Consider the following 20,545-nt stretch of genomic DNA (forward strand, 5'->3'; position numbering starts at 1 on the left):
TTTATTTGGCTGGAGTACTTGGTTCAGGTTGTAACACATCACCTTTTGGACTCAAACCATATTTTTGACCCAAAGATTGTAAGATGAGAGACGCATCAAAAGCTTCTTCTGGTGCAGATTTTTGGTCTTTAAAGCATTCAATTGTATAGGAAACCTGAGCAGGTTCTACATTTACAACTTGTGGTGTATCAAAAAATGGGTCAGACCAAAATGCAGGATGACGACGGTGATAGCCATACGGGCCATACATTGGCGGATTTGGATATACTACGGCTTGACGAGGTGGTTTTTGCGAACGATTACTTGGGTCATCCATCACTTTAAAAAAGCGGAAACCATTTTTTAGCGTTGTTTGCGCAGCTTTGACCAAAGTAATTTCTTCGGCTGTACCGTAGCTCATATTTGAGTCTGTAACAAAACTAATGCGGTATGTTTTCGCATTGAGTGGTGTAGTTGAAAACTGACCCAATTGATCGAATGTACGCGGTTTACTTGGTAAGGTCGCACAACCTGTTATAGTGAGCGTTGTTGCGACGGCTAAACCAATCAATATTTTTTTCATGCTATATCTCCTTATCGGATAATTAAGTAGCAAGGGGAGAAGGTTAAAAACTGCTATTTGGTTGTGTTAAAAACTCAATTTCTTCAGCCGTAGATTCACGACCTAAAATAGCATTGCGATGCGGATAACGTCCAAAACGATCAATAATCACTTTGTGTTTAATTTCAAAGTCTAAGTTAATTGGATTTCCTAAATCTTGAAATAGTTTTAATGCTTGTTCATGTATGATTTTTGATTCGCTATGCATGAAAGGCATGTATAAAAATTTACGGTAATCTTCAGTTAATTTTTGGTCTAAACCTAAGTGAATTGCTTCTTGAGCAAGAGCAAGTGCTAAAGCATCTTGAGCAAAAGCTTTTGGCGAGTTTCTATATAAATTACGTGAAAACTGATCGAGTACAATAATTTCAGCTAAACGACCTTCCGTAGTTTCACGCCATTGCCATAATTCTGCTTGCGCAGCTTGTTGATGAATATTTTTAAAGTTTTTTAATATCAGTTGGTCAAATTCATCACTTTTTGCAAACCATAGAGGTTGAGTTTTTTCATTGAACCAAAAATCGAGAATCACTTGATAATTCATCACTTTTATATCTCTTTATCTTTTATATGTTTATAGAAACACAAATTTTATATGTCTAAAAGAGTAAGTTTGTGATAAAAAATTGCAAAAAATATATGATCTGTTTCGAGTAAAAACTAGACAGCTTGTATGGAGTAGTCACTCAAACCGAGTATATTGATATAAACTTATGATTTTATTTATGTAGTTTCTTCCATAAGCGAGATAGTAATGAGTCAACCTGAATCGACCTCTCAAGAACAATTACCAGCTTGGGTGGAATCTTCGCTATTCAAAGGGATGTTACGTGGCATAGAACGTGAAACTTTACGTATGCAAAGTGACGGATTCCTCTCCCAAGAATCACATCCTAAAGCGTTGGGTTCGGCATTGACGCATCCGCATATTACTACAGACTATTCTGAAGCTTTAATGGAGTTTATTACGCCTCCAAAAGCAAGTATTCAAGAAACTTTAGATTATTTAACAGATATTCATACCGTTGCGCATCAGCACTTAGAAAATGAAGAAAAGCTGTGGCCACTTTCAATGCCATGTATGTTAGATGATGCCGATGACAGCATTCGTTTGGCGCAATATGGCACGTCAAATATTGGTTTATTTAAAACATTGTATCGCCGTGGTTTGGGTGTGCGTTATGGTCGTCGTATGCAAACGATTTCAGGCGTTCATTACAACTTATCTTTCCCAGATCAATTATTTGAAGCACTGCAAAGTAACGAAACAGACGAAAAACTAAAAGCACTGAGCGCACAAGATTATCGAAGCCATCGTTATTTAGGTTTAATTCGTAATTTTATTCGTTTAACGCCGTTGGTGATGTTTTTAGTTGGTGCAAGTCCGTCTGTTTGTAAGTGCTTTATGACAGGACGTGAACATCATTTATTGCCATTATTGAAAGGGACATTGTATTTACCTTTTGCAACGGCACTGCGCATGGGACGTTTTGGTTATCAAAACTCTGCGCAAAAACAATTAGGTATTCACTACAATAATTTGCCAGATTATTTAAGTGGCTTACAAAAAGCAGTGAAAACATCATATAAACCATTTAGCCGTTTAGGGTTAAATGATACCAATGGTGAGCCACTACAAATTAATGACCACGTTCTTCAAATTGAAAATGAATACTACAGTTTGGTACGTCCAAAACAAGTGCCAAAAGATGGAGAAACACCGTCTGAAGCATTAGCAAACCGTGGTATTGGCTATGTAGAATTACGTGCTGTAGATGTGAATCCGTATAGCCCAATTGGTATTGATGAAAACACAGCAGGTTTCTTAGAAGTATTGGCACTGTATTGTTTACTTACAGACAGCCCTGAACTTCTAGAGCAAGAACAAGATGTGATTGAGAAAAACCAAACAGAAGTTGTGAATCGTGGTCGTGCGCCAAATGCATCTATTGTTGAAAATGGTCAAGTACATTTTATTGAAGATTGGAGCCGTACATATTTAAATAATATGCAGGTTTTTGCTGAATTATTAGATGATGCATACCAAACTCAAATTTACTCAAATGCTTTGCAACTTATGCAAGCACGAGTGGATGAAGTAGATGAAACCCTATCTGCTAAAATGATTGCAGATACTTTAGAACATGGTGGCACTTGGAATTTTGGTAGTCACTTAGCATTACAACATGCTGAAGCTTATGAAAAACATAAGTTAAGTAAAACAACATCGGCTTATTTTAAAGAAACAGCGCAAGCATCTTTAGAAAAGCAAGAACAGCTCGAGCAAGATACAACACAAAGTTTTGAGGAGTTTCTTGCTCAATTTCGATAAAAATTAAAGAGGATTTACCATGAATTGGAGTCGATATCGCTTCGTGAGTGGTTTTTTATTTTTAGCTAGTGTCATTGGTATGGCATTCGCTTTGTATTTAGAGCATGTGCAAGGTTTTGAGCCTTGTCCGCTGTGCGTATTTCAGCGTGTTGGTTTAATTGCTTTAGGTGTAGTTTCACTTATTGCATTTATTCATAATCCTGCTTCAAATATCATGAAGCGTGTTTATGCCTTACTTGGTTTAGTTGGTATTCTTTGGTCTGCTGGCGTGGCTGCACGTCATGTTTGGCTACAAAACTTACCACCAGATCAAGTACCAAGTTGTGGACCTGGTTTAGATTATTTAGTTGATGCTCTTCCATTGAAATCGGTTTTATCTCAGGTTTTAAGCGGTTCTGGAGAGTGCGCAGTTGTTGATTGGTCATTCTTAGGGCAATCTTTACCTGTTTGGTCATTCTTATTTTTTGCTGTTTTAGCTTTAGTAAGTGTGTGGCAACTATTTAGAAAATATCCTGCTTAAAATGCCAAGTTAAAAATATAAAAAAGCCAGTTTAAAACTGGCTTTTTTAGTGCTCTTTTATTTTGTTAGAAGGTTATTTTTAGGTTAAAGCAATTCCGTTATAACGATCTAAATTAATAAAATATTCATGAACTTGTTCACTAGAATTTTCTTGCTGAAATGGGTAAAACCAAAGCGCAATTTGTTCTGCAACACTTGAGTTATGATGAATGCTAAAATGGCTTAAACCATAAAAAATCGCTTTGTGTGAGTCTGAAACATTAAGCTGTAAACGTGGATTTGGATGTTCACCCAAAGCACTTTGTATACTCACCAAATAATCACCAAAAAGATGGCGAGACGTTTTATTCTTTTTCTCACGTTCAATTGAACCAGCAATTAAATATGACTGAATATGCGAGGGCAATGGTGCAGGTTTTCGATGATCATCTACAAAGCCAACACGCGCATCGTTATATTCCCAGTCATCATCTCGAATACTGCCGTGGCGTAAATCTAAAATACCATTGCTACGTATATTAAATAAATGACCAAAAATTCTGACAACAGGAAATCTGCCTAATTTATTTTGAACATTAAAACTAAAACGTTCTAGCGCAGCACCATGATGTGGCGATGCAAGACAAACTAAATTTTCCGTTAAATGTAACCATGAATGCAGACTTTGCTTTGCATAAAACAATGCACTACGGGCAACTAAACCACCCATGCTATGGCCAATTAAACTCAAACTACTAATTTTAGGATTTCGCTGAATTAAGTCTTCAAGGGTATTTGCTAAGCTATGTCCGTTCGATGAAATACGACGTCCTGTGTTGTAATTTAAATACAACATGGTGTTATGGTCACGCTGTGCTAAAAGTTTTTCACCTATGCCACCAAATTGCGGATTTGACCAATCTAAATGGTTCATACACAGGCCATGAATAAACAGCACGACATGACCTGTAAGCTCGCCTTTTTGTACGCTTCCATAATGGTCGTAAATAACCATAGGTAAACTAATTGGATTTTGCTGTTTCAGCAAATAATCTCCGCAAACGCCATTTAAAGCACCTACAAAATAATGCTGTTTGGGTGTAAGTGGTGAAGCGTGGAGCGTTGGGAATTTAGTAATAATTTGACGTAAACCAGGCGCAATATATTGGCTACCGTAGTCTTGAATAGTGTCAAAAGAGTATTTATAAAATTTTTGAATATTAGAATTATTTTTTAATTTGGTCGATTTTTTACGACTAATTCCAAAAACACTCGAAATAACTTCATGTTGAATGGTTTGAATAAGCTCGCGTGCAACATGATTCAAAGGCGTACTTACAACTTGAGCAACACCCTCTAAAAGGTCTGCCTGACTTGGAGGCGTTCGATCCCATTTACAGTATGTTTCATGCAGTGGCGTTAAACTTGGCATATTTTGGCACCTCTTAAGGTGATCATTTTATTAACTCTTTATTTTTAATCGTGATCGCGGTATAAAATTCTACGATGAACAAAGTTGTTTAGAACAACTTTAAAAGTACAGGGCAAGATCACTATTTTTAAGTTATTTTGTCTGACAATTATATTTAAAGTACAAATTTAAACATGAGTGATGAATATCACATAAAATAGTTTAAATTGATTTTACGAAATAAGCAAAAATTGATGAATCTTATTTACTTACATGGCTTTCAAAGTACACCACTTTCTATGAAAGGACGGTGGTTAAATGACTATGTGGAACAACAAACAAACATTAAGATACATCTACCAGATTTAAACATGCCACCTTTAGATGTCATGAAAAATATGGAAAGCTTAATTCGCAGCTTAGATAATGTTGCTGTAGTTGGAAGTAGTTTAGGCGGATTTTACGCAACGCAGTTGGTCGCAAAGTTTGCTGTTCCTGCTGTTTTAATTAATCCTGCTATGCGACCATGGAAGTTATTTAAAGATTTATTTGGGGATGAGCAGATTCCGTACAAAGTCTGTGATACATGGACTTTAGATCATGCTCACTTGATCGATTTAGAACAACTTGCTGTACCGTTTGTGCAAGATGCAGACAAAATATTGGTGTTATTACAACAAGGCGATGAAGTCTTGGATTATCGTGAAGCAGAACGCTATTATAAGCGGTCTTTGCTCATTAGCGAATCCAATGGAAATCATGCAATGGAGGATTTTAAAACTAAAATCCCAATGGCACTGCGGTTTTTATCGGACAGCATAAAATAAAGGAAACAGTACAACGTGTCTCAATATACGGCTCAATCACTTGAAGTTTTATCTGGTTTAGACCCAGTACGCCGTCGTCCCGGCATGTATACAGATACCACTCGTCCAAACCATTTGGCGCAAGAGGTTATTGATAATGCTGTCGATGAGGCACTTGCAGGTCATGCCAACCAAATTACGGTAACCGTTTATAAAGATGGTTCATTGTCTGTAGATGATAACGGTCGTGGTATGCCAGTCGATATTCACCCCGAATATGGGCAAAGTGGTATCGAAATTATTCTGACCAAGCTTCATGCGGGCGGTAAATTTAGTACCGATAACTACCAATTTTCAGGTGGTTTGCATGGTGTAGGTATTTCGGTGGTAAATGCCTTATCTACACGTGTGGAAGTTGAAGTTAAGCGTCAAGGCAACCTTTACAAAATGGCGTTTGAACAAGGTGAAGCTATTGCGCCACTTGAAGTTTTAGAAGGTAAAGCACCAAAACGTGCAAGCGGAACATCTGTTCATTTTTGGCCTGAAGCAAAATATTTCGATTCACCAAAATTTGGACTAAAAGCGTTAAAACATAATTTAAAAGCAAAAGCAGTTTTAGCTGCAGGTTTACAAATTACTTATGTAGACCAAATTAACGATGAAAAAATTGTTTGGCAGTTTGAAAATGGTCTAGTCGACTACTTAATGGATGAATTGGAAGATCGTGAGATCGTTCCACATCCTGCATTTGTAGCAACGGGCGAAGCAGATCGATCAAGTGCAGAATTTGCTATTTGTTGGAATATTGAAGGTGGCGAAAGCACTCAAGAAAGTTATGTGAACTTAATTCCAACCGCACAAGGCGGTACGCATGTGAACGGTTTACGTTCAGGTGTAACAGATGCAATGCGTGAATTCTGTGAATTACGTAATTTGTTACCGCGGAATCTTAAACTTTCTGCTGAAGATGTTTGGGATGGCGTGAACTATATTCTGTCTTTAAAGTTCCAAGAACCACAATTCTCAGGACAAACCAAAGAACGTCTTTCAAGCCGTGAAGCTTCTGGTATTGTGCTTAACATTGCCAAAGATGCGTTTGCATTGTGGCTCAATCAAAATTCAGACGTTGCTATGCAATTAGCTGAAATGATGATTAGTAAAGCAGGTCGTCGTTTAAAAGCAGCGAAAAAAGTAGAGCGTAAAAAGATTGTTTCTGGGCCAACACTTCCGGGGAAATTGTCAGATTGTGTAGGACATACCCTTGAAGAATCTGAATTATTTATTGTGGAAGGTGACTCTGCGGGCGGTTCTGCAAAACAAGCACGAGATAAAAACTTCCAAGCAATTATGCCAATTCGAGGCAAAATTTTAAATACTTGGGAAGTCTCATCAGATGAAGTTTTGGCATCTCAAGAAGTTCATAATATTGCAATTGCGATTGGCGTAGACCCAGGCAGTGACGATCTTTCAGAGCTTCGTTACGGTAAAATTTGTATTCTTGCCGATGCCGATTCGGATGGTTTACACATTGCGACATTATTATGTGCGTTGTTTGTGAAGCATTTCCCAACATTGGTTGAAGCAGGGCATTTGTTTGTTGCAATGCCACCGCTGTACCGAATTGATGATGCAAAAGAAGTTCATTACGCTTTAGATGATGCTGAACTTGACGGTATTTTGAAGAAGTGTAAAACCAAAAATCCTCAAATTACTCGATTTAAAGGATTGGGTGAGATGAACGCAAGTCAGCTTCGTGAAACTACACTTGACCCAGATACACGTCGTTTGGTTCAGCTTGATCTAGATGATATGCAGTTTACTGCGGGCTTATTAGATAAGTTACTTGCTAAAAAGCGTTCTGGTGACCGTAAAGATTGGTTAGAACAAAAAGGTAATCTAGCTGATTTGGTGGTTTAATTTTTTGATGAAAGAAACCGTGCAAATGTACGGTTTCTTTTAAGAGAGTAGTTTAAAGGTCAATATTTTCTGGCCAAAGAAAATACCCACCATATTGACTTGCTCTGAATTCTCCACCAATTGCTTTACCTGAGTCGGTTAAATAATGTTTTCCATTTTCATTTAGGATAAGTAAATTTTTTTTGACTAGTTTTTCTAATAGTTCAGTTGTTTTCAATTTATGTTTTGCTGCTAATTTAGAAGTCGTAAGTTTTTCAAAAGTAGCAGTTTGCTTTTCTGTTTCTATATCTTCATTGGCGCTCGTTTCAGCCTTTACTTCATCTAACGTAATTCTAACTTCATCACTAATACGAATAATACGTTGTGCCTCTTCGTACGCTTCTTTAAAGACATCATTATCTTCATATTTGCGAACGAGGATGCCCATTTCATTATTATTGACTTGGCTAAATTCATAAAGATTTAAACTAGAAATAATGCATTCAGATTCATTTAAATAACATTTTGCATGTAAGTTTTTGCAGAAACTTAAGCGAACATAATCTAGTTTTTGCATTCATTTTATTTCATCGGGATGTAAATCACTTTTACCATAAACAATTCGAATATCAATTTTTAGACGGTCTTTATCTTCAAGTAATTCTTTAATTCGATCATTTAATCTTAAATAAGGACTGATCAGAATAAGGCGTTCTTTCGCATTTTTAATGAGTTCTTCTAAAAAAAAGTTAGTTGCACTTGTATTCAAAAACTTAGCCACTTATTCCCCCCAATTAATTAAAATTATTAGAGGAATATTAAAGCATAATAATGGTTGAGCTAAGACTAAAAGCTATATGAAATAAATGCTTAATTTCTAAAAATCCAACATAAATAAAAAATAGAACTGAAATATCATCAAAAAATAGACTATCACTCATGATAGTGCTTTTAAAAGTATAAAAATCGTATGCTCGTTACATCAACAAAACAGATATAAAGGTAAATAAAATGAGCCGTACAGTAGAACAAATAACACTCGATAAAATGTATGCAGCATTTGCTGAGCAAAATGTAGAAGCCGCAGTAGAAACGGTATCGGATGATTCAGTTTGGATTCATCATGGAACACAAAAATTACCGTCATTACGCTTTGAAGGAAAAGCAGGTGTAAACCAATTTTTCCAAGCGAACTTCACAACTTTAAAAGTTGAATACTTCGATATTTTAAATACTTATCAACAAGGAAATACGATTATTGTGACGGGTAAAGAAAAGTTTATTAAAGTAGAGGATGGCAGTATTTTGGCTCAAAAATGGGTGCAAATATATACCTTTGAAAATGGTCTAATTACACGTATGGAAGAGTTTGCAAGCTCTGCTGCCGATGAAGATTACATTGTAATTTCTTAATATCTCCCAAAATAAAAAAGCGCATTTATTTGCGCTTTTTTATTGTTTTATTCATTATTTAACATCAGTTGCATTAAAACCAAATCTCGCCATTTCCCAAATTTTTGACCTACTTGAGGCATATATCCTGTTTGTACAAAACCCAGTTTTTTATGCAGTTCAATTGATCCAATATTTTCATGATCAATTCCTGCAATCATCACATGCATATTGTTGAATTTTGCATGTTCAATAAGATGTTGCATCAAACGTTTACCTAAACCTTGTTTAACATATTCAGGTGAAATATAAACTGAATGTTCAACACTATATTTATAGCCAGAAAAATTTCGAAAAGATGCGTAATCTGCGTAGCCTGAAACTTTACTTTTTATTGAGTCTTTAACTACAAATACAGGAAAATTTTGCTGTTGGAGTTGTTTAAGCCAAATTTGCAAGTGTTTTAAGTCGTAAGGTTGCTCATTCCATGTTGCCAAGCCATTTAGAATTTCAGTGTTATAGATTTCTAAAATTTCAGGTAAATCTTGTTCTGTCGCAGGGCGAATAATATAAGACATAAAATGGCATTAAATATGAGAACTATAAGTTGAATCATGCACGTTAAGACATAAAAAAAGCAAGGCGATTGCCTTGCTTTTTTAGACTTCAAATCAATTAGAAGTGGTACTTAACTAAAGCACTTACGTCATTTTGATCTAAGCCTTTAATACCGTATTTGTTGTTCCACACAGAGTGTTCAACACCTAGGTATAAACGAGTTTCTGGAGAAATGTGTTTACCAACATTCCATTTCCATTGAGTCGTCCAGTTTAGTTCACTTGCGTGATCTTCTTCAGCCGTTGACCAATCAAGGAAACCATCAACTAAGAATTCTTCAGTACCTACTTTGAACGGTACGCCATACGTTACCGTCATTTGGTAATCGTCATCTGTGCCTTTTTCATTGTCTGCTTTATAGAAATTCAATTGAGCATACTGGAAGTAAGGAATAGCTAAGTCGAAACCAATACCATAAAGGTAGTTGTTAAAGTCAGCGCCAGGTGAATTTGAGCTATTGCCTTCCCAAGTTGTTGCAATTAAAACATCTTTAATAGGACCAAATTCAAGTTTTTGACCAGTTACAGCACCGAGGCTTAAACGTGGTGAAATCTCGAAATAAGTACTATTTTCAAAGTCATTATTTGCACGGTCAGCAAATGCAAAAAAATCGCCATATGTTAACTTTGCTGCATATTCTGCAGTAATAGTCGTTTGTTGGTTATCGTCTTTACCATTCGCAGGATGCGCATAGTTTTCGCCATACAAACCAGTAATGCTAAAGTCTTGCCAAACAGGAGCTGCTTGAGTGAATGCCGCAGTTGTTGCAAGAACAGTTGTAGCTACAATTTGATTAAATTTCATGAAAGTTTTACTTCCCCAAAAAAACGTGTAAAGAATACATGTTATTAAGCAAAAATAAAGTCAAAAAAGATGGTTGGTCAATGCTTATAAGTAGAATTTATCTTTTGTTATAAAATTACAACTTCAAAAGTTTTGATTCTTAAAGGAATATATTGATATAAATATGTCATTGAGTAATAAGGCACATTTTTAAAATTTTATATCGAACGATTTAAAATGAACGATTTGATAATTTGGCTAAAGTTTCCGTATATTTAAATGTACTGTGTTCCTTTTTATTTAAATAGAAGGCTTGTTATAAAATATTATTTTTCAAATATTACTTGCAAAATTTTAAGTTAGGCCCGATATTGAAAGTATAAGGACACGGTTCTGCAGACCTCGTTAGTGTTCATCATTCAATGTGGAGGATGTATTCCAAAATAGATTGAAGATGTTCTATTACTGCTTATAGCAGTGGGTTACCAACGTGCCAAGATAATAAGTTTTGTGCAAGAAAAGATACAAATAAAGAAGAGGATGGAATTATATGAATATTGAACTACGTACAGATAAAAACATTCAAAATAGTGACAGACTCATTACTTATGTGCGTGAAGAGCTACATCAAGAATTCCAACGTCACAGCGAAAAAATTACGCATTTTTCAGTACATTTAAGCGATGAAAATGGCCCTAAGGGTGGCGAGGCCGACATCAAATGTATGATTGAAGCACGTCCAGCAGGCTTAAAACCAGTGGTTGTGAATCATAAAGGTCATAACATTGATACTGCAATTCATGGTGCAATTGAACGCTTAAAACGAAGCCTAGAGCATACATTTGAAAAAAATGAAAAGCCGCGTAGTGCTCAACCTGCATTTGTAGATGCCGATGACGGTATTGTAGACGAAGATTTAGATGACTACAGTCCTCAACATTGAGTCTGAAAAAGCCCTGTGGGGCTTTTTTTTATGGTTTTTTACAGAATTAAAATAGTGTATGCATATTTAATTTCAACAAATGGGTAAATATTCTGCATAATACACATAAATTAAATTAATGAGAGTTCTCTCCATGTTAACAGCGCAGCAACAATTCTTGGTGCAAGCATTAGAAGAAGCAAACCTTGCACAAGTAAAAAGCCTTTTAGCAGATGGGCTCGATCCAAATTTTATTGATGGTGAAAAAGGTCCTGCAATTTCTGTATGGTCTGATGGTTTGTTTAAATGGTGGGAAGAAATTTGTGAAGCGCATGAAGCGGGAACACCGTTAAGTGCAGAACAAAAACAAGCAAATTTAGCGGTACATTTAGAAATTTTAGAAGTGCTGATTCAAGCGAAAGTAAATGTTCATTTGTGGGATTCAGAAGAAGTGTATGGTCCTCTTTGGGATGCTGCAAGCTCTGCATGTGTACCGGTAGTAAAACGTTTATTAGAAGAAAAAGTGAACCCAAATACGAAAGATGAAGAAGGTCTAACAATTTTAACTTCAATTAGTGATTTATTCTTCGATTGTGACTTCGATGAAATTAATTGGTCAGAAGCATTAGAAGAAGAAAAACAGACGTTAGAACTTTTACGCAGTCATGGCGCAAAAATGACAAAAGAATTGGTTTAATTATTTGAGATAACAATTATGTCAGCATTAAAAACTTTAGGGTTCGCTTTATTGGCAGGTTTAAGTGCAAATGCAGTTGCTACTGAATTTTCATTTGATCATGCAGGTTCTGGTATAGGCACGGGTATTACACCTGTAGGTAAGCTTGCTTGGGAACAATCTTTACCAAGCTATAGCTATTCTGAAGAAAAAACAGAAAATGGTAAGTTAAAAAAATCGACGTATAGTGCAGATGTACTATTACGTATAGGTTTAGCCGAAGGGCTTGAATTACAATTAGGTTGGGACGGTCCACAGTGGACACAATCTAAAGTAGGCAAAATCAAAGAATCTAAGCATGGTTTAGGCGATGTAAGCATTGGTTTGAAAAAAGCCATTGAGCTTGATGATGAAAAAATGTCGATGGCAGTTTTGGCGCAAGCTGTAATTGCAACAGGTAATGATGAATTTACCAACGACAAAGACATTTATAGCTTAGGTTCAGTGGTTGCTTATGATCACAGTGATCAGCTTACAACGTCTATTTCTATGATTTATGAAGTTCAAAACAGCAATTGGGCAGTAACAGCTGTACCAACAGTTGAGTATCTGATTGCTGGTAACTGGTCAGGTTTTTCTGAGTTGGTTTATCGTAAACAAGAAGGTCAAGATGTTGAATATAACTTAGGTTCAGGTGTAATTTATGCCTTTAATGAACGTGCCCAAGTTGATGCAACGATTGGCTTAGACTTGAATGGTCAAGATAAAGGTTATCAAGCAGGATTTGGTGTTTCTTACCTATTCTAATTTGAAGAACCTATGAAAAAGCATCTTCTAGAAAATAAGCCAAGTTTGGATGTCATTATAAAGTGGATGTTGGGCGGATTATTCGTACTTCTCTCAACAGCCTTATACGCTCAAACTTCCTTACGTTCGGCAGAAGATGCTTTTGCATTTTCAGTTGAATCTATAGATTCCAAACATGCCCAATTAAATTGGGAGATTCCAGAAAATTACTATCTTTATCAGCATAAATTTGAAGTCAAAAATAACTCAAAAATACTTCCTTTAAATTTACCAAAAGCTCAAAATTTATATGATGAAAACTATGGGGAAACTCAAGTTTATTATCAGAAAGTTCACTTTAATATTCCTATAGAAGCTTCTAAAAAATATCAAGTGATGTGGCAAGGGTGTGCTAAAGATCGAATTTGCTATCCACCACAACAAATAGAATTTGAAACAGATATTAATGGTTTGGTTGCATTAAAAAATCAGTCAGCGCCCTCAAAAAGCTTTTTGGATTTAGCGGCATCTACACAAAAAAATGAAGCGACAAATGCTGTAAATAATACAGAAACATCTTCGCCAAAAAACTTAAATAATGATGAGTCTGCTAAAGATCAAATGTGGTCGGAAAAACTTGCAGATAGTTCATTTATTTACGGATTATTACTGTTCTTTGGCTTAGGTATTTTGTTGGCATTTACGCCATGTTCTTTACCTATGATTCCTATTTTAACCTCACTTATTGTGCGTAATAACAAAGGCTTGAAAGCATGGGTGATTGCTTTGGTCTTTGTTTGTAGTATGGCAATGGTGTATGCAATTTTAGGATTAATTGCATCATCGGCAGGGTTAAATTTCCAAAGATGGTTGCAACAACCATCGACACTTATTGCATTTAGCTTGTTATTTGTAGTATTTGCGCTGAATTTATTTGGCGCATTCGAGCTTAAATTACCGCAGGCTTTGGTTAATAAACTGGATCATGCACAAGCTATGCAACAAGGTGGAAGTCTTGTTGGTGCCGCGGTCATGGGTATGATTTCGGCACTGTTGGTTGGTCCGTGTATGACAGCGCCTTTGGCAGGTGCATTACTCTTTATTTCTCAAACACAAAGTCAGTGGCATGGCGCATTGTTGCTGTTTACATTGGGTTTTGGGATGGGAACGCCACTTCTTATTGCCAGTATTTTAGGTTCTAAGTTTTTGCCAAAAGTTGGCATGTGGATGAATCAAATTAAAGTGATTTTTGCATTTATTATGCTCGCTTTAGCTTTGTATTTTGTGCGCCCATTATTGTCCGAAATGTGGTTCCAATGTTTAAGTTTGGCATTAGGCATTAGCTTTGTTGCCTATGTGCTATTTCGTTTTATGTGGAATAAAACACAATGGAAATGGGCATATATCGCGATCTTAATTTTAACTGTGCCTTATATGGTTTATAGCCAATATCAACAAAGCCAACGGTTCTTTAATACAGCTACAAGCACATCTGCAAATATGGTTTGGAATGTTGCACATACTGCTTCAGAATTTCATCAAATTTTGGCTCAAGCACCAAAAGATCAAGGCATTATTATTGATGTATATGCCGATTGGTGTGTCGCGTGTCAGCCTATAGAGCATCGTATTTTGAAGGCGACAAATGTTCAGCAAGTACTTCAAGGTTTTTATTTAATTAAACTTGACTTAAGTGAATATGATGCAGGTCATCAAGCTCTATTGAATGAGCGTGATATTTTGGGCCCTCCAACCTATTTATTCTTAAATGTGGAACAACAAGAAATTCGTAATTTACGTTTAACGGGTGCTTTTTCTGAACAAGAGTTGCTTAGTCAAATTGAAAAATTTAAACAGCATTTAGGAGATTAACCATGATGCAACTTTATATAGCCAATAAAAATTATTCGAGTTGGTCTATGCGTCCGTGGTTGGTACTTAAGGCTTTTAATATTCCATTTGAAGAAGTGATGATTTCTTTTCCCAAAGAGCGAAATACGGGTACATTCAAGCAAGAAATTCTAGCGGTAAACCCAAATGGGAAAGTACCTGCATTGGTAAACAGTGATCTATTAGTTTGGGATTCTTTAGCAATTTGTGAATATTTGGCAGAGCAATATGCTGAGAAAAATTTATGGCCTTTAGATTCTAAATTAAGAGCAAGAGCACGTTGTATTTCTACAGAAATGCATAGTGGTTTCCCAAATATTCGTAATTTATGTGGTATGAATCTTCGTGCTAATTTGGTAGAAAAAGGTGCTGAACTTTGGCAAGAGTTTAAAGATTTACAGGCAGACGTTGCACGTATTGAGCAAATTTTTTCGGAACGTCCATATAGAGATGGCTTTTTGTGTGGAGAGTTTTCTATAGCAGATGCATTTTACGCACCTGTAGTTACACGCTTAAAAACTTATGCCTTACCTGTGAGTGAAATCACGCAAATATATATGCAAAATGTTCTTAATCATTTTGCAGTTAAAGAATGGATAGAAGATGCGTTAGCTGAAGATACATGGGTGAATTATTTAGAGCCTTATCAAATTCAGAAATAAAATTAAAAAAAGAAGGCAAAGCCTTCTTTTTTTTACTTAAATTTTTAGTCTTTATCTTGTTTATGTGCAAATTCAGCTAAATCTGCCAAAGACTTTTTACCTTCATCAAACCAAGGATGAAACATTTGAAAGTTATGCCACATGCCTGTGTAAATTTTAAATGTCACATCTACACCTGCTTGTTCTGCTTTGTCTTTAAAGCGCTTTGCATCATCGAGTAAAAGCTCTTTAGAACCGACTTGAACAAGCGTTGGTGGTAAATCTTTGAAGTCATCAAACATTGGAGAAACTCGTGGATCTCCAACATCAACATTTTTAGGTAAATAATGCTTAATTCCAGTTTCAATGGTTTCTAGTGAAAGTAGCGCATCATGTTTTTGATTAAAACGGATAGATTCACTGGTCAGCGTTAAATCTAAAAATGGCGAAAGCAAAATAAGACCACTTACTTGAGGTAATTTTTCATTTCTAATTCTTAAGGCAAGTGCTAAAGCTAAATTCGCACCGCAAGAATCTCCTGACAAAATAATATCTTTAGCTTGAATGCCTTGATTGAGTAACTCTTGATAAACATCAAATAATGCATTTAAAGCCGTAGGAAAGCGGTGCTCTGGTGAAAGTGGATAATCGACATGAATCACCTGCATTTGTGTGCGTGCTGCAACATGGGTTAAAAATGCGCGATGTGTATTAAGCGAGCCTAAATAGAAGGCACCGCCATGTATGTGGAAAATCAGCTGAGTTGATTCATCTTGAGGTTTTAGTTCCTCAGCTTTTAATCCTGCTAAAGAAATTTTGCGAATTTCTATATTTGCATCTTTTGGAAAAAGCTTACACATTTGCTCAATTGAAAAGCGTGCCGAACCAATAGGCAGATTCAGTTTGCTAGGTGTACGAATTGAAGTTTTAAGAAATTGCTCTGTTAAAAATTGTTTCAACATTCGCGAGATATCCATATATACTCTATATTGATTGTTATTTAGACACTTTTTATTTAGTTCAACAATATAAATTACAAAGTTACACCAAACGGTCACATTCATAAATTGCTTTATATTTGTGATTTTTTGATACTAAGCTTGTATATAGATACATTAGGGACACAGAAAAATGAAAAAAATTGCAATGGTATTAGGGCTCGTTGGTTTTGCAGCAGTAGCACACGCGGCAGACCCATTAAATGGCACAGTGTGGAAAACAATTGATGATAAAACAAAACAGCCAAAAGCGGTTGTTAAGTTTACTGAACAATCAAACGGTACGTTGAATGCAACTATTCAAAGCATTCTAACGCCAGGTGAAGAAAATTCTTGTACTAAGTGTGAAGGTGCATATAAAAATAAATCACTGAAAGGTGTAACAATTGTACGTAACCTTAAAAATACAGGTGGTGAAAATTATGATGGTGGTTCAATTCTAGATCCTAAAAATGGCAAATCTTATAGCCTGAAAGGTAAGCTTGCGAATGGTGGCAAGAAACTTGAGCTACGTGGTTATATTGGTGTTGCTGCTTTAGGACGTAACCAAACTTGGATTCGTGCTAACTAAGTTTTAAATATATAAATAAAAAAGCCTGACAAATGTCAGGCTTTTTTATGAAGATAAATTTATTTTAATTTACGAATTTCAGCTTCATCAAAACCAATAATAAAGCCTGAACCGGTAGTAATAACAGGGCGTTTAATCATGCTTGTATGTGTAGTAAGTGTTTCAATAAGATTCGCTTCACTTGCAAGGGCATGTTGCTGTTCTTCTTCGCTTAGTTTTTTCCAAGTTGTCCCTTTTTTATTCAGTACTAAATCTTGACCAATTTCAGATAACAAAGTTTTCACAGTTTCGGCATCTATGCCTTGTTTTTTATAATCATGAAATTCATACGCTAAGCCAAGCTCTGTCAGTAAATCGAATGTTTTTTTCATTGAATTACAATTTTTAATGCCATAAACCTTAAGCATAATTACGCCTTATTTAGATTCTAAATTTTAAATAGATTAGCGGAAAATAAAGGAAAGCTCTATGTGAAATCATAAAAATCATGTTTCATGAGTTTGACACGAAAGGTTCATGTAATTGTCATGAAATTCATTGAGAATATGCTGTGTAGATAAGAAGAATAAAAAACTGCAAATAAAAATGATATTTATAAAAAGAGAAAACCCGCATCTAATCATCCTGATTATGCGGGTCTCACTATAACGTCCAATGTCTTACATCCTTGAGAACAAAATTAATTGTTCCTTCTTCATCCTACGGCTTCCAATCCTTTTGTTGTCATCCTGACAGTGTCCCTTTGCCGTGGAGCTATAATGCGCTGATTCGATGTAGAGATAAATGCCCAAATACGACATGTTGTGTAGGACAATAAACTCTATTCAGTGAACACTCGTAAACTTAATTGGTTTAAATTTTATAATCAATGATGACAGGGGCGTGGTCGCTAAACCATTCTTCTTTATATACCCAAGCATTCACTGTACGATCTTTCCAATCTAGAGAGCATGCTTGGTAGTCAATACGCCAACCTACGTTCTTCGCACGTGCTTGACCACGATTCGACCACCAAGAATACACTTCAGCTTCCTTACGAACTTCACGGAAAGTATCTACATAGCCTAAATCATCATAAATATGATCTAGCCAAGCACGTTCATGAGGTAAGCAGCCTGAAGCTTTTTGGTTGCCCGACCAGTTTTTAATATCAATACGTTTATGTACGATATTGTAGTCGCCACAGACAATGATAGATTTATTTTCTTCACGCCATTGTTTTAGAATTTTTTTGTATTCATCTAAAAAGTGGTCTTTGCGTACCTGAGCTTCATCGCCAGATGACCCAGAAGGGAGATATAATGAGCAAATATGCGCCGTTTTTTCTAATCCAAGATCAAATTCGGCTGAAATAAAACGACCTTGTGAATCGGCAAGTTCAAAACCTAAACCATCTGTTACAGATACAAAAGGTAAGCGGCTGTAAATTGCTGTACCTGCGTAGCCAGATTTTTCCGCAGGGAAAAGATGTGTGTACCATCCTTCAGGTTTGAATTTGTCTGTCCATTGTTCGTGCGTAATGCGTGATTCTTGCATGCAAATTACGTCTGCATCGGATGTTGCCATCCAATCGAAAATGCCTTTTTTTTCAGCCGCACGTAATCCGTTTACGTTTATTGACACTACTCGTAAAATTTTTTGATCACTTGGATAGCTACTCTTTGGTATCATGCGCAGTCATAACCTTTCTTTATGAATTTTGGAGCACCTCATGACATCGCCAGCTCAGTTTAACCCTCAAGCTTTTATCGAACTTGCATTATCACGTGGTGTGCTTAAATTTGGTGAGTTTACTTTAAAATCGGGTCGTGTGAGTCCTTATTTTTTCAATGCAGGTTTACTCAACGACGGTGAAGCTTTATCTGTATTAGCTTCGGGCTACGCAGATAAATTAACACAATGTGAAAATGTTGATGTGGTTTTTGGTCCTGCTTATAAAGGTATTCCGTTTGTAGCTGCAACTGCTGTGGCTTTGTCACAAAATCATGGTGTAAGTGTGCCATGGGGCTTTAACCGTAAAGAAGCGAAAGATCACGGTGAAGGTGGTGTTTTGGTTGGTGCTTCTGTTGAAGGTAAAAAAGTTTGGATTATTGATGATGTGATTACTGCGGGTACGGCTATTCGTGAAGTAGTTACAATTTTGAAAAATGCAGGCGCGCAAATTGCGGGTGTTTTGGTTGCGCTTGACCGTCAAGAAAAAGGTCAGGGTAGTTTGTCTGCAATTCAAGAAGTTCAGAAAGAATTAGAAATTCCTGTTCATGCATTAATTACTATGAAAGATTTAATGGATTATTTAGATGCGAAAGGTGAGAAAGAAGCTTTAGCGAAAATGGAAGCTTATCGCATTAAGTATGGTATCTAAGATTTTTTAGAGATGTAAAAAGGGAAGCAAAGGCCACTGCTGTCCCACAATTTTTATAAGAGGAAGCTCACATGAGCTTCCTCTTGTTTGATGGGGATTTTATCGGGTGAAAATAACGCTTTTAAGGTTTTTATTTCAAATAAATTCACCTGAATTATTCTGAGTAAGCGCTGAACTGTCCAGCCTTTTTTCCCTAAATGTTGAGCGAAACTTACTAGTAAATAGGCGATCATCGCAATCCAGATTTGTGTCTGAATTGCGTTCCTGCTGCGGCCTAGAAACGCTTTTAATTTGAGATTTTGCTTAATCGCCTTAAAGAACAGCTCAACTTTCCAACGATCTTTATAAATCGCCGCAATGGTGGAGGCGGCTAAATGAAAGTTATTGCTGAGAAAGCTAAAGTGCTTGCCACTTTGCTGATCTCTATATTCAATTCTTCTTAACACTGGGGCTTTTCTTTTTAGGGCATGTGCGCTATTCAGCTGAATGGTTTCATCTTTTAGAATACCTTTGGATTCAAGCACTGGATGTTGCTGGATCACCTGATACACAGATTTAGGCCTAAAACGTGTGACAAATCCAATGTTTTGAGCAGTCAGATTTGCATACCATTGGTAATCGACATAGCCTTTATCAAAAACTACAATGCTGCCAGCAGGAAACTGGAATTTGCGGCCTTGTACCATGTCATTTTCTTTGCCATTTTCAACTGCAACAAACTCAGGAATATCATTGCTGTGATTCAATCCTATGCTGAGTTTCATGCTGGCTTTTGAGTCGTGAACTTTGGCCCATTCACATAAGGAAAGCGACAGGTCAATATGACTGGCATCCAAGGAATACAAGGGATTCTTAAAGCGAAATTTATGAGCTACTTTTGAGTGTTCATAGTATTTAAGCAACTTGTAAAATAGCTGTTGATACAAGGCAGCAGGCTGCTGCTCATTGATTCGTGCCAGTGTACTTCGGGGTATAGACTTTGCTCCGAGATGACTCAGTTTTTCCTGCTGGCACTCCAGATTGGATTGAATATCTCTCAGACTTTGCCTGCAGGAAAGTTGAGACATCAATATGGCAATAAACTGATCCCATCTTGAGGCCGCTCTAAATTTCTGTCCAACATGGTGTACTTTAGCAAGTTGTTCAAAATCCTGTCGCACGACGGGTTTAATCAGCTGATGAAATACGGTATTCTGATGTGACAAAACCTGAATCCTGGTCGTTAAAGTGTTGGTTCGTACTCATATTTTAACTGTTAGGACTCAGGTTTTTTATTTAAATCAAACTATGGGACAGCAGTGAAGCAAAGGCTTCCTTTTTTGTTGCGTATTACACATAAAATATACTAGACCTCTTGCGAA

The 20,545-nt window shown here is 36.3% G+C and carries 21 protein-coding genes and 1 pseudogene; 12 read left to right on the forward strand and 10 right to left on the reverse strand.

Annotation, left to right across the window (positions count from 1 at the left end; all coding sequences use genetic code 11):
- Position 1: 1 nt before the first annotated feature.
- Positions 2-562 (reverse strand): CC0125/CC1285 family lipoprotein, encoded by a 561-nt coding sequence (locus tag MZO21_RS00455; protein WP_248102987.1) that lies wholly within the window; start codon positions 560-562, stop codon positions 2-4.
- Between the two features lie 43 nt (positions 563-605).
- On the reverse strand, positions 606-1,145 hold the full coding sequence (locus MZO21_RS00460; protein ID WP_248103017.1) for a DUF924 family protein: 540 nt from the start codon (positions 1,143-1,145) through the stop codon (positions 606-608).
- A gap of 210 nt (positions 1,146-1,355) precedes the next feature.
- On the opposite strand from MZO21_RS00460, the gene gshA reads away from it, so the two are divergent.
- Entirely contained in the window at positions 1,356-2,933 is a 1,578-nt protein-coding gene (gene gshA, locus MZO21_RS00465; protein ID WP_248102985.1) for a glutamate--cysteine ligase, read from the forward strand.
- A gap of 19 nt (positions 2,934-2,952) precedes the next feature.
- On the forward strand, positions 2,953-3,453 hold the full coding sequence (locus tag MZO21_RS00470) for a disulfide bond formation protein B (protein ID WP_248102983.1): 501 nt from the start codon (positions 2,953-2,955) through the stop codon (positions 3,451-3,453).
- Positions 3,454-3,532: 79 nt separating this feature from the next.
- Here the strand turns inward: MZO21_RS00470 and MZO21_RS00475 are convergent, their stop codons facing one another.
- Positions 3,533-4,864, reverse strand: a complete 1,332-nt coding sequence (locus MZO21_RS00475) for an alpha/beta fold hydrolase (protein WP_248102981.1) — start codon at positions 4,862-4,864, stop codon at positions 3,533-3,535.
- Positions 4,865-5,097: 233 nt separating this feature from the next.
- Between MZO21_RS00475 and MZO21_RS00480 the strand changes: the two genes are divergently transcribed.
- Complete coding sequence (locus MZO21_RS00480; RefSeq protein ID WP_248102978.1) at positions 5,098-5,670, forward strand: YqiA/YcfP family alpha/beta fold hydrolase; 573 nt, start codon at positions 5,098-5,100, stop codon at positions 5,668-5,670.
- A 15-nt stretch (positions 5,671-5,685) separates the two neighbouring features.
- Positions 5,686-7,566: a DNA topoisomerase IV subunit B gene (gene parE, locus MZO21_RS00485; RefSeq protein WP_248102975.1), complete on the forward strand. Its 1,881-nt coding sequence runs from the start codon at positions 5,686-5,688 to the stop codon at positions 7,564-7,566.
- A 52-nt stretch (positions 7,567-7,618) separates the two neighbouring features.
- On the opposite strand, the pseudogene MZO21_RS00490 reads toward parE, so the two are convergent.
- A pseudogene (locus tag MZO21_RS00490) lies at positions 7,619-8,326 on the reverse strand (phospholipase D family protein).
- Between the two features lie 230 nt (positions 8,327-8,556).
- On the opposite strand from MZO21_RS00490, the gene MZO21_RS00495 reads away from it, so the two are divergent.
- Positions 8,557-8,958 (forward strand): nuclear transport factor 2 family protein, encoded by a 402-nt coding sequence (locus MZO21_RS00495; RefSeq protein WP_248102972.1) that lies wholly within the window; start codon positions 8,557-8,559, stop codon positions 8,956-8,958.
- Between the two features lie 47 nt (positions 8,959-9,005).
- Here MZO21_RS00495 and MZO21_RS00500 read toward each other — a convergent pair whose 3' ends face one another.
- Complete coding sequence (locus MZO21_RS00500; protein ID WP_248102970.1) at positions 9,006-9,515, reverse strand: GNAT family N-acetyltransferase; 510 nt, start codon at positions 9,513-9,515, stop codon at positions 9,006-9,008.
- Positions 9,516-9,612: 97 nt separating this feature from the next.
- The gene (locus MZO21_RS00505) at positions 9,613-10,359 is read right to left on the reverse strand and encodes an outer membrane protein OmpK (protein ID WP_248102969.1); all 747 of its coding nucleotides are present in this window, start codon (positions 10,357-10,359) and stop codon (positions 9,613-9,615) included.
- A 529-nt stretch (positions 10,360-10,888) separates the two neighbouring features.
- On the opposite strand from MZO21_RS00505, the gene MZO21_RS00510 reads away from it, so the two are divergent.
- The 5 genes from MZO21_RS00510 to MZO21_RS00530 all read left to right on the forward strand — a co-directional run bounded on the left by MZO21_RS00510 (position 10,889) and on the right by MZO21_RS00530 (position 15,274).
- Entirely contained in the window at positions 10,889-11,281 is a 393-nt protein-coding gene (locus tag MZO21_RS00510) for an HPF/RaiA family ribosome-associated protein (RefSeq protein WP_248102966.1), read from the forward strand.
- A gap of 133 nt (positions 11,282-11,414) precedes the next feature.
- The gene (locus tag MZO21_RS00515; RefSeq protein ID WP_248102963.1) at positions 11,415-11,957 is read left to right on the forward strand and encodes an ankyrin repeat domain-containing protein; all 543 of its coding nucleotides are present in this window, start codon (positions 11,415-11,417) and stop codon (positions 11,955-11,957) included.
- An 18-nt stretch (positions 11,958-11,975) separates the two neighbouring features.
- Positions 11,976-12,743, forward strand: a complete 768-nt coding sequence (locus MZO21_RS00520) for a transporter (protein ID WP_248102961.1) — start codon at positions 11,976-11,978, stop codon at positions 12,741-12,743.
- Positions 12,744-12,809: 66 nt separating this feature from the next.
- On the forward strand, positions 12,810-14,594 hold the full coding sequence (gene dsbD / locus MZO21_RS00525; protein ID WP_248103014.1) for a protein-disulfide reductase DsbD: 1,785 nt from the start codon (positions 12,810-12,812) through the stop codon (positions 14,592-14,594).
- 2 nt (positions 14,595-14,596) lie between these two features.
- Positions 14,597-15,274: a glutathione S-transferase family protein gene (locus MZO21_RS00530; RefSeq protein ID WP_248102958.1), complete on the forward strand. Its 678-nt coding sequence runs from the start codon at positions 14,597-14,599 to the stop codon at positions 15,272-15,274.
- 44 nt (positions 15,275-15,318) lie between these two features.
- On the opposite strand, the gene MZO21_RS00535 is transcribed toward MZO21_RS00530, so the two are convergent.
- Positions 15,319-16,230 carry an alpha/beta hydrolase gene (locus MZO21_RS00535; protein ID WP_248102955.1) on the reverse strand — a complete coding sequence of 304 codons (912 nt, stop codon included), beginning with the start codon at positions 16,228-16,230 and terminating at the stop codon, positions 15,319-15,321.
- Positions 16,231-16,384: 154 nt separating this feature from the next.
- Between MZO21_RS00535 and MZO21_RS00540 the strand changes: the two genes are divergently transcribed.
- Complete coding sequence (locus tag MZO21_RS00540) at positions 16,385-16,822, forward strand: DUF2147 domain-containing protein (RefSeq protein ID WP_248102952.1); 438 nt, start codon at positions 16,385-16,387, stop codon at positions 16,820-16,822.
- A 59-nt stretch (positions 16,823-16,881) separates the two neighbouring features.
- Here the strand turns inward: MZO21_RS00540 and MZO21_RS00545 are convergent, their stop codons facing one another.
- The gene (locus MZO21_RS00545; RefSeq protein ID WP_248102949.1) at positions 16,882-17,229 is read right to left on the reverse strand and encodes a Spx/MgsR family RNA polymerase-binding regulatory protein; all 348 of its coding nucleotides are present in this window, start codon (positions 17,227-17,229) and stop codon (positions 16,882-16,884) included.
- Between the two features lie 445 nt (positions 17,230-17,674).
- Complete coding sequence (locus tag MZO21_RS00550; protein WP_248102946.1) at positions 17,675-18,493, reverse strand: exodeoxyribonuclease III; 819 nt, start codon at positions 18,491-18,493, stop codon at positions 17,675-17,677.
- 40 nt (positions 18,494-18,533) lie between these two features.
- Here MZO21_RS00550 and pyrE point away from each other — a divergent pair, with 40 nt between their 5' ends.
- The gene (pyrE, locus tag MZO21_RS00555; RefSeq protein WP_248102943.1) at positions 18,534-19,184 is read left to right on the forward strand and encodes an orotate phosphoribosyltransferase; all 651 of its coding nucleotides are present in this window, start codon (positions 18,534-18,536) and stop codon (positions 19,182-19,184) included.
- Positions 19,185-19,237: 53 nt separating this feature from the next.
- Here the strand turns inward: pyrE and MZO21_RS00560 are convergent, their stop codons facing one another.
- Positions 19,238-20,389 carry an IS4 family transposase gene (locus MZO21_RS00560; RefSeq protein WP_248104258.1) on the reverse strand — a complete coding sequence of 384 codons (1,152 nt, stop codon included), beginning with the start codon at positions 20,387-20,389 and terminating at the stop codon, positions 19,238-19,240.
- Between the last annotated feature and the right edge of the window lie 156 nt (positions 20,390-20,545).

It is taken from the genome of Acinetobacter portensis (genome assembly GCF_023158935.1).
GTDB lineage: Bacteria > Pseudomonadota > Gammaproteobacteria > Pseudomonadales > Moraxellaceae > Acinetobacter > Acinetobacter faecalis.

Excerpts from the sequence above, each read along its gene's own strand:
- MZO21_RS00535 (WP_248102955.1), bottom strand. The coding sequence starts at position 16,230 with ATGGATATCTCGCGAATGTTGAAACAATTTTTAACAGAGCAATTTCTT.
- MZO21_RS00505 (WP_248102969.1), bottom strand. The coding sequence starts at position 10,359 with ATGAAATTTAATCAAATTGTAGCTACAACTGTTCTTGCAACAACTGCG.
- MZO21_RS00455 (WP_248102987.1), bottom strand. The coding sequence starts at position 562 with ATGAAAAAAATATTGATTGGTTTAGCCGTCGCAACAACGCTCACTATA.
- MZO21_RS00495 (WP_248102972.1), top strand. The coding sequence starts at position 8,557 with ATGAGCCGTACAGTAGAACAAATAACACTCGATAAAATGTATGCAGCA.
- MZO21_RS00470 (WP_248102983.1), top strand. The coding sequence starts at position 2,953 with ATGAATTGGAGTCGATATCGCTTCGTGAGTGGTTTTTTATTTTTAGCT.
- MZO21_RS00520 (WP_248102961.1), top strand. The coding sequence starts at position 11,976 with ATGTCAGCATTAAAAACTTTAGGGTTCGCTTTATTGGCAGGTTTAAGT.
- pyrE (WP_248102943.1), top strand. The coding sequence starts at position 18,534 with ATGACATCGCCAGCTCAGTTTAACCCTCAAGCTTTTATCGAACTTGCA.
- MZO21_RS00515 (WP_248102963.1), top strand. The coding sequence starts at position 11,415 with ATGTTAACAGCGCAGCAACAATTCTTGGTGCAAGCATTAGAAGAAGCA.
- MZO21_RS00550 (WP_248102946.1), bottom strand. The coding sequence starts at position 18,493 with ATGATACCAAAGAGTAGCTATCCAAGTGATCAAAAAATTTTACGAGTA.
- MZO21_RS00480 (WP_248102978.1), top strand. The coding sequence starts at position 5,098 with ATGAATCTTATTTACTTACATGGCTTTCAAAGTACACCACTTTCTATG.
- MZO21_RS00545 (WP_248102949.1), bottom strand. The coding sequence starts at position 17,229 with ATGCTTAAGGTTTATGGCATTAAAAATTGTAATTCAATGAAAAAAACA.
- MZO21_RS00475 (WP_248102981.1), bottom strand. The coding sequence starts at position 4,864 with ATGCCAAGTTTAACGCCACTGCATGAAACATACTGTAAATGGGATCGA.
- dsbD (WP_248103014.1), top strand. The coding sequence starts at position 12,810 with ATGTTGGGCGGATTATTCGTACTTCTCTCAACAGCCTTATACGCTCAA.
- MZO21_RS00540 (WP_248102952.1), top strand. The coding sequence starts at position 16,385 with ATGAAAAAAATTGCAATGGTATTAGGGCTCGTTGGTTTTGCAGCAGTA.
- MZO21_RS00460 (WP_248103017.1), bottom strand. The coding sequence starts at position 1,145 with ATGAATTATCAAGTGATTCTCGATTTTTGGTTCAATGAAAAAACTCAA.
- gshA (WP_248102985.1), top strand. The coding sequence starts at position 1,356 with ATGAGTCAACCTGAATCGACCTCTCAAGAACAATTACCAGCTTGGGTG.
- MZO21_RS00510 (WP_248102966.1), top strand. The coding sequence starts at position 10,889 with ATGAATATTGAACTACGTACAGATAAAAACATTCAAAATAGTGACAGA.
- MZO21_RS00500 (WP_248102970.1), bottom strand. The coding sequence starts at position 9,515 with ATGTCTTATATTATTCGCCCTGCGACAGAACAAGATTTACCTGAAATT.
- MZO21_RS00530 (WP_248102958.1), top strand. The coding sequence starts at position 14,597 with ATGATGCAACTTTATATAGCCAATAAAAATTATTCGAGTTGGTCTATG.